Below are 12,548 nucleotides of genomic sequence, written 5' to 3' on the forward strand. Positions count from 1 at the left end.
AGAAAGGAGGATAGGATGAAAAAACTCACAGTTGTTATATTGCTAGTATCACTTCCCTTTTTTATTTTGAGGGGAAAAGATGAAAAAGAGGAGAGAAAGCCGACCTTAACTTTAGAATTAAGGAATTTTTCAAAGATTTTAACTCTTATTCAGGAAAAGTATGTTGATGAAAAGTATCAACTTGATGAAAATTTAGCTCCTGTGCTTGAAAAATCTATTGATTACATGCTTCAACAACTTGACCCCTATTCTGAACTTATGACACCAGAGGAGTGGGAAGAACTTAACGTCCATTCTACTGGTAGATTTGGAGGAATTGGGATTCAAATTGGTATTAAAGAGGGTATATTAACAGTTATTTCTCCCCTTGAGGGAACACCAGCATACAGAGCAGGAATACAGGCAGGAGACCAGATCATTGAAGTAGATGGAAGATCAACTAAGGGATGGTCTCTGCAGAAAGCAGTAAGAAATTTAAGAGGTGAGCCAGGAACAAAAGTCAAAATTAAAATTAAAAGACCATTTTTAGATGAACCCTTTGAAGTTGAGCTAGTTAGGGAAATGATAAAAATTAACGTGGTGCCCTATTATTCAATTATTGAACAAGATATAGGGTATATTAAAATCAATGAGTTTTCAAATACAACAAAAGAGGAGGTATCTAAGGCTATAGAGGATCTGAAAAAGAAGGGAATGAAAAAATTGTTGATTGATTTGAGAGGTAATCCAGGGGGATTACTTGATGCTGCTGTTGAGGTTGCTGATCTTTTTTTACCAAAGGGTAGTGAGATTGTTTCAACGAGGGGAAGAAACAGAGTCTTAGAGCATTCCTTTAAGGCAATAAAAAGAGATAGCTTTACTGAGGAAATCCCACTTGTTGTACTGGTGGATGGAGGATCTGCTTCAGCTTCTGAGATTATTTCAGGTGCTCTTCAAGATTGGGATAGAGCTATTATTATGGGTGACACCACTTTTGGAAAAGGCTCGGTTCAGAGACTTTTTCCACTGGAGGGTGGATATAAGGTTAAGCTAACTACAAGCCTTTATTATTTGCCTTCAGGTAGATCAATCCACAGGTTTGAAGTAAAAGATGATACTACAAGGGAAACAAGTGATGAAAAAAGCCTTAAGAGTCTCATAGCTTTCCATAGAACAATTAAGTTAAAAAGAAAAATGGTAGAGGGTTTTGGTGTAATTCCAGATATAGTCTTAAGATCTCCGAGGATCTCATCAGAAGTAACAAAACTCATTTCAAGAAGGGTTTTCTTTGATTATGCTCTAAGACTTAAAAATAACGAAGTAAAAGAGGTTGATATGTCAGAGGTTGATAGGTTTATAAATTTTTTAAGAGAAAACTATAAAGATATAAATTTGAATGAACTTACAAAAGAAAGGGAGGTTCTCTATAATTATATTTTAATCAACTTAGGTGAGGTGTGGGGGGGTGAGAGGGGAAGATATGAGAAACTTTTGAAGAATGACGAATGGGTTAGAGAGGCAGTGAAGATTTTAAAAAGAGTTAACAAAAAGGAGGATCTTTTCAAATACGTTGAAAATTAAACTATAGGGGGAAGCATGTTTGTAGTTACTCCCCTTGAAATGAAAGAAATAGACAGAAGAACAATTGAGGAATTTGGTTTAGACGGCAGAATTTTGATGGAAAATGCCGGAAGGAGTGTATTTGAAGTTATATTGAAAAAATACCCTGATTCTTATAAGTTTACTATTTTATGTGGCAAGGGAAACAATGGAGGTGACGGATTCGTAGTTGCGAGATATCTTTTAAATAGAGGTAAGGATGTAAACGTGTATCTTTACGGGTCACCCCAGGAGCTAAAGGGAGAATCTCTTTATAATTTCCGATTACTCGAGCTAATGAGGACAAAAGTCAAAATTCTTGACTATAACGATCCAGAACTTAAATTTGATATTCTCTCGTCAGATGTTGTTGTTGATGCGATCTTTGGAACCGGCTTTAAAGGTGAAATTCCGAAGGATCTAAAATTAGTTATGAGTTTATTGAAGGAAAGAAGAGGTAAGCTTGTTGCTGTGGATATACCTTCTGGTGTTGATGGAGAGACAGGTGAGGCAGAAGCGTTTTTACCTCAGTGTGATTTAACTGTAACTTTTGCTTTCCCAAAATTGGGACATGTTCTTTACCCAGGTAGAGATAAAGTTGGAGAACTTTACGTTACTGATATAGGGGTTCCCGGATTTTACTCAGATTCAATAAGAAGAAAAATAATTTTTCCTGAAGATGTTTATCCTTTTTTGCCAGTAAGGGAAAAAAATGTGCATAAGGGGAAGTGTGGTAGGGTTTTGATTTTAGGTGGTTCAAAAGGGTATGGTGGAGCAGTGTATTTAGCATCAAAGGCTGCATACTTTGCTGGAGCAGGTCTTGTTTACACTGCTATTCCAGAAGATGTTTATCCTTCTATAGAGGCAAATTTAGTAGAGGCAGTGAAAGTACCCTTACCATCGAAAAATGGAAGGCTATTTTCAAAGTCTATAAGTCCTATTATAGAGTATTTAGAAAAGATAGATGTTGTGGCATTTGGGCCTGGTCTCCAAAGAGCGGATGAGACAAAAAGTTTTATTTTAGAACTATTAGAGAAAATAAAGGATAAAAGGGTTTTAATAGATGCGGATGGAATTGTACTTTTGAGAGACAATAAGGAAGTTTTTAAGGAAAGAAAAGAGGCGACTATAATCACACCTCATCCTGGTGAAATGAGCCTTTTTTTAGGTGAAAAAAGTGCAGAGGAGGTTGATAAAAAAAGAGTTGAGGTAGCAGAGAGTGTTTCTTTTGAATATGATATTGTTGTTGTTTTAAAGGGAGCTCCAACTGTTATTTCCTCTAGTTATGGTACCCGTATATGTATACTTGGAAATCCTGGGATGGCCACAGGTGGCTCAGGTGATGTTTTGACTGGACTTATAGCTGGACTTTGGGCTCAGGGCATTCCTTCTGAGAAAGCGGCACAACTTGGAGTTTTTCTACATGCTCTTGCAGGAGACATTGCTGCCTCAAAAAAAGGTATTTATTCTATAGTTGCCACAGATATTTTAGAAGAGATTCCTTCAGCTTTTAACTATAAATTTCAGCTTGAATCTATCGGTCTTACTACGAAGATATTGCCTCTAATTTGATAATTTTCCTTCTATTTTTTTTAATTAAGATAAATGAAATTCCTCCACTTTTAAATCCCCATTTTGTTTCAAGTGATGATGAACATATCTATATTACCTCGCAAGATGGGATAGGAATTGTTGAAAAATCTAGTTTTAATTTTAAAAGGGGAATTATATTAGAAAAGATTCCAAGATACAGTTTTCCTGATCCTTTTACTGGTGAACTTTATATCTTTTTTAGTGATGGTGAGCTTGTTTCGCTTTATTATGATAAACCATATCACCAAGTTAGAAGAGGATTTTTTCCAGATGCAACCTCCTTTTCTGTATCCTCTACAACGTTTAATGTTGAGTTTAATGATGTAATTAAAATATTTGATAAATACACGATGAAGGAGGTAGAAAGAGATGAGAATTCTCTATTTTGGTGGGGTTTAAAAAGTATAAAAAGCTTTGAGAAAAACGATATTTCTTTTCTTGCTCCCTTTTATTTTTTTACTGAAGATGGAGAAAAAGTAAATTTTAGTGTTATTTGTGAGGATAGGGATTTTTATTATGTATGTACTGAAGGAGAGGGTGTACTTGTTTATGAAAAGAACTTTTGGAGAAATGTAGCCAAGTTAGCCATTGGAACAAATTATATTGAAATAAGGGTAATAAAGAGGTTAGAAAATGGTTTAATTTTTATTGGAGGTATAAGAAAATATGGAGACAAAGGTGGATTGATAGTTAAAAATAATTTTAATTGGAAGAGGTTGAGTAAATTTCATTTTGGACTAAATATTGAAGATTTTTACTGTGGAGGAAGCTATAAAAACATTTTGGTTCTTGGATCAATAGGAAAGATAGCTATTTATAGAGATGGTAAATTTATGACAAAGAATTTTGATAGATTTGGTTTGATTTATAGCATTTTAATAGAGTCGCCCATTTTATTTATTGCTACTGAAAACGGATTATATTTATCGGACATTGAAAAGTTAGATATAACTGAAGTTGTGAAAGACTTGAGAGTATATTCACTCGAGGTTACAAATAGTTATATATACCTAGGGACAGACTTAGGTCTTTTTGCAATAAAGAGAGATAATTTAGAAAATATTAGGGTTCTTGACAAAAAACTTTTTCTTTTGAGTAAAATAAATACTATAAGGAAAGATAGAGGAGATAATATTTGGGTAATGAGCGATAAGGGTCTTGTGAAAGTGATGGAGGTGGCTGATACTTTTTCTTTTTTTTATCCAGTACCTGTTCCCTTTAATCCATCAAATTTTTTTGTACAGGCTTCGATGTATCTACATGATAGTCTAATTTTTGTTGGGACTTATAAAAGTGGTTTTTATATATACAACTTAGTTAAGGATAGATGGGAACGTTTAACTGACGATAGTTCAATTATAAAAAGAACTGTATATACTTTTGAGGTTAAAGAAGATACTCTTTTTGTTGGCACTGACAAAGGAATTTTCTTATATAAATTTAATCGTGAGTGAGATATTTGAAAGACTCTTGGCTCTTTTAATGCTTTTTTTTCTATTACCGTTTATTGTAGTAATTGCAATAATAATAATGTACGAAAGCAAGGGAAAACCCTTTTTCAAACAAAGAAGAGTTGGAAAGGGAAAGAAGGCTTTTTATATGTATAAATTTAGAACGATGTATGTAGATCAAGAGGAGAAGTTAAAGGATTTTCTTGAAAAGAACTTAGTAGCAAGGGAGGAGTGGAATATTTACAGAAAAATTAGGGGTATAGATCCAAGAGTAACCAAAACAGGAAAGTGGCTAAGAATTTACAGTTTGGATGAGATTCCACAACTTTATAACATATTTAGAGGAGAAATGAGTTTTGTTGGGCCAAGACCCTACCTTATGGAGGAATTAAATCGCTTCTTAAGTGAGGATGAAATAATTTTTAGTGTAAAACCGGGTTTAACAGGTCTATGGCAAATAAGTGGTAGAAATAAACTAACTTTTAGAGAAAGAATTGAACTTGACAAGATTTATATTAAGAAAAAGAAATTTATATACGATCTTTTAATTATTATTAAAACTATAAAGGCTGTGATTAGCAAAGAGGGCGCCTATTAAAAATTAAGTTTTTTAGCTATTTTATTGAATAAAAACCCCCGCCGTGATTTCTGATGATTCCTTTGATTTCGAGATTAATAAGTAAAGAAATTAAATCTGCCGTATCTATTTTTAGATTCTCTCTAATTTCGTCTATATGTGTTTTACCCTTTTCTTTTAGATAATTAAAAATTTCTTCTTCTTCAGGTTCAAGTTTTATTTTTTCATCAGAGGGTTTATGTTTTATGCCTAAGTGTTCTAGTATATCAGAGGGATCAGTTGCAAGATGTGCTCCCTGTTTTATTAGAAAATGTGGTCCTTTGCTTTTGGGTGAAAAGATTTCTCCTGGTACGGCAAAAATATCTTTACCCATTTCAAGAGCCCATTTTACCGTAATGAAGGTTCCAGACTTTTCTCCTGCCTCAACAATGATTATTACTTCTGAAAGAGCTGCTATTAGTCTATTTCTCATTGGGAAATTGTATGAAAACGGTTTTGTTTCAGGAGGATACTCTGATATGAGAATTCCTCTTTTTTCTATTTCTTTGAATACTTTCGTGTTTTCAGGGGGGTAAAAAACATCAAGACCAGAGCCGAGAACACATATTGTACTTCCCTCAGCTTCAAGGGCAGCAACGTGGGCAACTGTATCTATTCCTCTTGCTCCGCCACTTACTATAGAAATTTTCTCCTTTGATAGTGCTCTTGAAAACTCAAAAGCCACATCCTTGCCATACTTTGTTGGTTTTCTTGTACCAATTATACCTACTTTTCTGTTCTTAAGCAATTCTAAATTTCCCTTATAATAAACAACTAAGGGAGAATTAAAGATATTTCTAAATTCGTTAGGATAATCTTTATCAAATCTTGTTAAGATATTTACTCCTTTGTTATTACACTCTTTAATGATTTTTCTTGCCTTTTCCAGCTTTTCTTTATCTACTTGAATATTTTCAAGTTCATCTTCTTCCTTTATTTTTAGGTTTTTTATAAGTGAGATTGCTATGATTTTTTCTAAATCCACTTTTAGAAGAAATCTTTAAAATCCCTTTTAATTTTTTCAGAGTATTCTTTTTTTTGTAAGCTTACAAAAATATCGTATAGTTTTTTTATTATACTTGGATCAAGATTTTGAGGAAGTGATGGTAGCTTTTTTAACAACTTATAAAGGGAGATGGCTGCCTTTTCAACGATATAGCTATTTTTGTCGTCGAGAAATTTTAAAAAAAGATCAATATCATTTTCATTTGCCCATTCTGAGAGGATCTCTAGACATGCACCTTTTTCATACCAGTAGCCTTTCATAAGGATTTGTAAAATTTTTTCTTTTAAATGCTTTCCAGTCCTTGCAATTGCTTTAGCTGCCTCTTCTCTTACAAGAAAACTATAATGTGATAGATACTCTAATATTTTTTCAGGCTCCCTTTTTTCCTCCAACTTCTTTATTTCGTTTATAATTTTTATGAATTCATTCATTTAAGAGTTCTTCTATTTTTTCTTTTAGAGTTTGAATACCAATTCCCTTTAGGGCTGAAATTTCAATACTATTTTCTTTAAAGGGATTTTTGAATTCTTTTAAATCCTTTTTATTAACAACTAAGATTTTCTTTTTATCCAAAATGGAAGGGTTATAACTTTTAATTTCTTTTATTAAAACTTCGTAGTCTTTTAAGGGCGAGTCTGATGCCCCATCAATTAGTATTAATAGTATTTTTGTTCTTTCAATGTGTCTTAAAAAAGTAAGGCCTAATCCTTTTCCCTTACTTGCCCCCTCAATAATGCCTGGTATGTCGCATAACGTATATCTTCTTAAGTTTGAGTCTCTCTGTACCCCAATATTAGGTGTAAGAGTTGTAAAGGGATAAGGAGCTGTTTTTGCACTGGTTCCTGTTAATCTATTTAAAAGAGTTGTTTTACCACTGTTAGGAAGTCCAACTATAGCAACATCTGATATTAGTTTTAATTCTAAGATTATTTCTTTTTCTTCACCCTTTTTTCCCTTTTCACATATTTTTGGTGCTCTATTAGTAGGACTTACGAAGTGCACGTTTCCTCTTCCACCTTTTCCTCCTTTTGCTACGCAAAGTCTTTGCTCTTTGCTTAAAATTTCTCCGATTATTTCTTTAGTTTTTGAGTCTATAACAACAGTTCCAAGTGGAACTTTAAGAATTAAATCCTCACCCTTTTTACCATGCATTTTTTTTCCCTTTCCGTGTTCCCCATCCTGTGCCTTATAGAATCTTTTGTACTTGTAATCAAGTAGTGTCATAAGGTTTTCATCTCCTTCAAGGATAACACTTCCACCATCTCCACCGTCTCCTCCGTCAGGTCCCCCCTTTGGAACATATTTTTCTCTTCTAAAACTTATGCATCCGTTACCTCCTTTACCCCCTTTTACTTTAATCTTAACGTAATCTACAAAATACTCCTTATTCATTTATATAGCTTTTTCTTTATGAATTCTTCAACAACAGGTGGTACTAAGCCCTTTAGGTCTCCCTTAAGTAAGGCAATTTCTCTTACCATTGTGGAGGATAGGTAAGCGTATTTTTCAGAGGGCATCATAAATATAACTTCTATGTCTGGGTTTAGTTTTCTATTCATCCAGGCCATTTGAAACTCGTATTCAAAGTCTGAAACAGCTCTTAAACCTCTAATTATAACCTTTGCTTTTTTCATTTTTGCAAAGTTAACAAGAAGGCCCTCCAGTTTTTCGACACATACTCTTTTTTCTTTTTGGAAAACTTTTTTGATTAATTCGATTCTTTCTTCAACAGTTAGAAGTTGTTTTTTGTAAGTAGGTGTGCCAACTGCTATTATTACTTTATCAAATATGTAAAGAGCTCTTTTTACTAGGTCAACATGTCCAAAGGTTAGTGGATCAAAGCTTCCCGGATAAATTGCCAAAGAAGAGGATTTTGCTTTCACCATATGTTTCCTCCCTTTTTATCATTTCTCTTATATTATTTAATTTTGATCTCTTTGATACTTCAAAAATTAGTATCCCCTTTTTAGTATTTAAAATTTTTAAAATATTTTCTATGAGATCTCTTCTAATTTTGAAGTTATATGGTGGATCAGCAAAAATTATGTCGAAAATTTCCTTATTTTTTCTTAAAAAAGTTAACACATCACTTTTTATTATTCTTACCTTATCCTCTATGTTTAGTTCCTTAACATTTTTTACTATAGCTTTTATGCATGTAGGGGATTTTTCAACGAAAAAAACTAGTTTGGCGCCTCTTGAAACAGCCTCTATACCAACGTTGCCTGATCCTGCAAAAAGATCAAGAAAAAGGGCCTCTTTTACTGAATCGCCCAATATATCAAAAAGTGCTTTTTTGAATTTTTCTTGAGTTGCTCTTATAGATGATGGTACGTATATTCTTTTTCCCTTAAGAAATCCTCCTATTATTCTTACATAGGACATTAGAAATTTTACTTGACTTCTCCATTTTTTTTCTATAAAATATTTTTATGATCAAGTATAGAGTTATTTTATTTTTGTTACTTTTGATTTTTGGTTCCTTTTTTTTCTTTCTTTTTAATTACTTACAAAGCAATAGGGTAAATAGTATTGAAAATTTTAAGTCTTTTTTAGTTAATAACTATGGGAATTCTCTTTCAGTTTTTGCAAGAAATCTTGTTGATCCAATTTTACTCAACGAAAAAGAAGTAATAAGTGAGGTTATTTCTGATTTAAACAAAATTGACGGTATAGTTTATGTTGCTGTGGTAGATAAAGACGAGAATTTAATTGCATCTTCAAGAGTTACAGACGAAGGGAAAAAGGTAGGAGAGGTCTTAGGAAAAGAGGTTAATTTAGGGCTAAGTTCTCAGTTAGAAATCGCTAACGAACTAGGCGCGTTTTACTTAATTACCCCTGTTAAGTTAAAGACAGGAGATCTAGAGAGGGTCATAGGAGGTCTTTTAATAGGTTTCAGTTCTCGAGTAATAGAAGACATATTTTTTGTTCAAGAACTTACCAATGCGTTAGTAATTTTTTTGCCAGTATTATTTTTATCTTCTCTTCTTATTTTTGTACTGGCTCAGATTTTTATTTTTGGTCCTATCTCTCGAAAGTTGAAAAATTATGAGTTAAGAGAAAAGAGGTATGTAACGTATGATGAATTAAAAAGAAAAGAAGAAGGGTTAAAGGTTTCTATATCTCAGCTAGAGGAGAAAAAGAGAAATATTGAGGTTGAAATTGAAGAGGTTAGTAAAGTTTTAGAAAATAAAAGGAAGGAAATAGAGGAGTCAGAGTTAGGTAAGATTGTAAAAGAACTTGAGGAAAGAAAAGTTACACTTGAAAATGAGATAGAAAAGTTAAAGAAAGAGAGAGAGGAAGTTGAGGCAAAGTTAATAAAACAAAAGATGGAGCAAGAAGAATTGAAGAAGAGATTAGATATTATTAGGGAAAAAATGAGACAAATAATGGGCCCTTAAAGATTTTTTAGCATTTTTTTAAAGTCTTTTAAAAAAATTTCGCTAAGATAAAATTGAAAAACTTAATTATAAGTTTAACGAAAAATTCAAAGTTATTAATTTTTAAATTTTCAGAGTAGCTTTTTTGCGTGAGAGAAATTTTAATAGAGAAAGGCTTTGCCTTATCCACCGGGATTTTACTTTTGAATTCCGATAAGCAGGAGACACAAATTATTCCTCTCTATTAATCTCTGAATTTGAGTTTATTTCAGTTGAAAAATTTAAGGCAAATTGGTAAATCAAGGGGAAGTGAACATTTTCTTCAGTACATTTTTCTACCTTTGTAATTATTAGAGGGACTCCACAAAAGTTTTTGTGCTTCTCATTTTTCCAAACTCTGAGTTTTTTTAAAGTCAAAAGTTTTTAGAACAATTCCCTGTTTTTATAAATATTTGGTTCTTAATAGTTTCTTACCGTTATTATAAAAATTATTCTCCTATCAGGAGGTATTTTTTCTGAAATGTTTTCACTATATTTTGCTAAGATGTATAGCATTTCTCCTTTAAATTTTAATCCGAAATATAATCTACTACCGTTGCCATAGAGAGGTTCTAAATAAAAGGATGTTGGGGGTTCAGCTTCATAAACATATATTCTTTTGTTATAACTGTTTATACTAAAACTATAGACACCGAAAAAGAATATCCCTTTTTTAAGTTCTATTCCACCTAAAACACCAGGAGACGTTAATAGATAGTTATCCCATTCAAAATAGATTTTGTTTGAAAGTTCAAAATCTTTTGTATCATACCTTAATTCATTTTTAAGTCGTAACCTGTGAACATTTGTTTTTCTATCTTTTATTTCAAAAGTAAAATTTAAGGGTCTATTTAATCTTAAAAAGCCTTTTATATAGCTTTCATATCCACCCTTTTTTTCTGATTTTATAAATAACCTTTCATCAATTCTTAAAATTAATTTCTCTATTTTTCCCTCCCATCTTATCCCCGCTCCTATTTCATCTTTCCCTTCTCTTTTATAATCAAACTTGGTGTTAAAATATGATATATGATTACTAGGTAGTGTGTAGAAAAATAGTGAAAGTTTTGAAGAGTTGTATATTTTTCTTAAACCAAAATAGGTATATACATTGTTATTAATTAGTCCTGTTTCATAGAAAAAGTAAAATGGTCCGTATATTGATCCTGTAAAAGCAACAAAGGGTAAAGTTTTTTTATTTTTAATGTCTCTTAAAATACCTAAAAGTGGTGTAATTTCAAATTTTTCAACTATAAATGTTATGAAACCTGTTAAAAATGTATCTTTTTTCAAAGCAAAAGCTAGATTGGTGTTGCTGTATGTTAATGCCGCTCCCTTTATTCCTATATTTGGTGAGTAAGAAGCAGTAGGATTTATCCTTTTTAAATTAGAGGGTAGATTAAAAAGTTCATTAGAGTAGGTGAAATACCTTCCAAATAGAAGACCTTTACCAAACTCAAAAAGATAATCCCCCAAAATAACGATTATTCCTTTGTATTTAACCTCACCATAAAATTTATCTATTTTTCTATAATTATGATGGGATAGGCCAAAATCAAAGATAGAATAAAGTCCCTTTACTTTTCCCTTCATGTTTCTATAAAATTTGTTTTCACCATATTTATCATTGTAATAGCCTTTTGTTTCCTGATAGAAATTAAAAATAAGAGTGTTAAAATCGAGGTAATTTTCAAGGTAGTTATATTCAGGTGGTAAATTTAATCTTTTTCTGAAGTCATCAAAATTAATATAAAAACCATTTTTTCTTTCTTCTATTATTTTTTTAGCAAGACTCTTAGAAACCCCGGGAAGGTTTAAAATTTCTTCAAAATCAGCCTTATTAATATTAATTTTAACAAATTCTTTTTCATATATATCTTCCACAAAAATTTCTCCACCTGTTTCCTCTTCTTCTATTTCTTGAGTAAAGAGAGGGTTAATAAAGAAAAGAATTATTAAAATTCCCTTTCTATAATAAAGTCGCATAGCTTTATCAAAAATTCTGCTTTATTATTAAATTCTTCTAATATTGATTTTGCCCTATTAATATGCTCTTTTGCAATTTCTAGGGATTTTTCAACACCATAGGCTTTTACATAAGTCATTTTGTTAATATCTTTTCTAACTTTTTTGCCTATTTTTTCTTTTTCTCCAATTGCATCAAGGATATCGTCCTTAATTTGGAAAGCCATTCCCAGTTCAATACCTGTATTTTTTAATTTTGTAATTGTTTCTTTATCTGCATTGCCAAGTATTGCACCAATTTCAAAGCAAGAGGAAAAAAGTAGAGCTGTTTTTTTAAGATGAATATTTTCAAGATATTGGGTGTTTAATTCCATTTTTTCGCCTTTTATATCTAGAACTTCACCCTCTATAACACCTTTTGGACCCAGTGCTTTTACTAAAGAATTTAGAGCCAAAAGAACTTTTTCTGGTCTTGCTTTTGAATCTAAAAAAACTTCAATTCCAAAGATAAATAGAGCATCTCCAGCTAAGATCGCTATATCTTCACCGTAAACTCTGTGAACTGTTGGTACACCTCTTCTTAAATCGTCGTTATCAATGGCAGGAAGATCGTCATGTATCAAGGTGAATGTATGGACTATTTCGATTGCGCAGGCTGGTGGTATTATTTCTTCGTCTTTTTCTCCGCCACAAACTTTATAGGCCTCATATGTTATTATGGGTCTTACTCTTTTTCCTCCAGCTAATATTAAATGTCGCATTGCTTCTCTTAATGGTGAGCTTACGTCTTTTAAGTCGATGTATCTTAGAAGACTTTCTTCAATTTTTAATTTCCTTTTGTTATACTCTTCAAGAAAATTTTTCATAATACTATCTTTTGCCCCCTTTTTTATCAAGTAGAGAAAATTTATGTTTTGTTC

At 32.0% G+C, this 12,548-nt stretch carries 12 protein-coding genes; 5 read left to right on the forward strand and 7 right to left on the reverse strand.

Annotated features, from left to right (window positions below; all coding sequences use genetic code 11):
* Positions 1 to 15 precede the first annotated feature (15 nt).
* Genes ABDH49_04670 through ABDH49_04685 form a run of 4 tightly spaced genes read left to right on the forward strand, consistent with a single transcriptional unit; the run spans position 16 to position 5,220 of the window.
* Positions 16 to 1,560, forward strand: a complete 1,545-nt coding sequence (locus ABDH49_04670; protein ID MEN3046260.1) for a S41 family peptidase — start codon at positions 16 to 18, stop codon at positions 1,558 to 1,560.
* A gap of 15 nt (positions 1,561 to 1,575) precedes the next feature.
* Positions 1,576 to 3,150 carry an NAD(P)H-hydrate dehydratase gene (locus ABDH49_04675; protein ID MEN3046261.1) on the forward strand — a complete coding sequence of 525 codons (1,575 nt, stop codon included), beginning with the start codon at positions 1,576 to 1,578 and terminating at the stop codon, positions 3,148 to 3,150.
* A complete protein-coding gene (locus ABDH49_04680) occupies positions 3,147 to 4,625 on the forward strand; it encodes a hypothetical protein (GenBank protein MEN3046262.1) in 1,479 nt (492 codons plus the stop codon). The genes ABDH49_04675 and ABDH49_04680 overlap by 4 nt, the downstream gene beginning before the upstream one ends.
* Positions 4,618 to 5,220, forward strand: coding sequence for a sugar transferase (locus tag ABDH49_04685; protein ID MEN3046263.1), 603 nt, complete (start codon positions 4,618 to 4,620; stop codon positions 5,218 to 5,220). Before ABDH49_04680 ends, ABDH49_04685 begins: the two co-directional genes overlap by 8 nt.
* A 16-nt stretch (positions 5,221 to 5,236) precedes the next feature.
* Here ABDH49_04685 and dprA read toward each other — a convergent pair whose 3' ends face one another.
* The 5 genes from dprA to rsmD are packed head-to-tail and all read right to left on the reverse strand — an operon-like array spanning position 5,237 to position 8,629.
* Positions 5,237 to 6,223, reverse strand: coding sequence for a DNA-processing protein DprA (gene dprA / locus ABDH49_04690; GenBank protein ID MEN3046264.1), 987 nt, complete (start codon positions 6,221 to 6,223; stop codon positions 5,237 to 5,239).
* Between the two features lie 2 nt (positions 6,224 to 6,225).
* A complete protein-coding gene (locus tag ABDH49_04695) occupies positions 6,226 to 6,675 on the reverse strand; it encodes a hypothetical protein (GenBank protein ID MEN3046265.1) in 450 nt (149 codons plus the stop codon).
* Positions 6,668 to 7,636, reverse strand: a complete 969-nt coding sequence (gene obgE, locus ABDH49_04700; protein ID MEN3046266.1) for a GTPase ObgE — start codon at positions 7,634 to 7,636, stop codon at positions 6,668 to 6,670. Before obgE ends, ABDH49_04695 begins: the two co-directional genes overlap by 8 nt.
* The gene (coaD, locus tag ABDH49_04705) at positions 7,633 to 8,130 is read right to left on the reverse strand and encodes a pantetheine-phosphate adenylyltransferase (protein ID MEN3046267.1); all 498 of its coding nucleotides are present in this window, start codon (positions 8,128 to 8,130) and stop codon (positions 7,633 to 7,635) included. The genes obgE and coaD overlap by 4 nt, the downstream gene beginning before the upstream one ends.
* Entirely contained in the window at positions 8,081 to 8,629 is a 549-nt protein-coding gene (gene rsmD, locus ABDH49_04710) for a 16S rRNA (guanine(966)-N(2))-methyltransferase RsmD (GenBank protein ID MEN3046268.1), read from the reverse strand. The genes coaD and rsmD overlap by 50 nt, the downstream gene beginning before the upstream one ends.
* A gap of 47 nt (positions 8,630 to 8,676) precedes the next feature.
* Here rsmD and ABDH49_04715 point away from each other — a divergent pair, with 47 nt between their 5' ends.
* On the forward strand, positions 8,677 to 9,645 hold the full coding sequence (locus ABDH49_04715) for a hypothetical protein (protein ID MEN3046269.1): 969 nt from the start codon (positions 8,677 to 8,679) through the stop codon (positions 9,643 to 9,645).
* Between the two features lie 438 nt (positions 9,646 to 10,083).
* Here the strand turns inward: ABDH49_04715 and ABDH49_04720 are convergent, their stop codons facing one another.
* Entirely contained in the window at positions 10,084 to 11,649 is a 1,566-nt protein-coding gene (locus ABDH49_04720) for a helix-hairpin-helix domain-containing protein (GenBank protein MEN3046270.1), read from the reverse strand.
* A complete protein-coding gene (locus ABDH49_04725; protein MEN3046271.1) occupies positions 11,619 to 12,494 on the reverse strand; it encodes a polyprenyl synthetase family protein in 876 nt (291 codons plus the stop codon). Before ABDH49_04725 ends, ABDH49_04720 begins: the two co-directional genes overlap by 31 nt.
* Positions 12,495 to 12,548: the final 54 nt, after the last annotated feature.

Source organism: Candidatus Hydrothermales bacterium (assembly GCA_039630235.1).
GTDB lineage: Bacteria > Hydrothermota > Hydrothermia > Hydrothermales > JAJRUZ01 > JBCNVI01.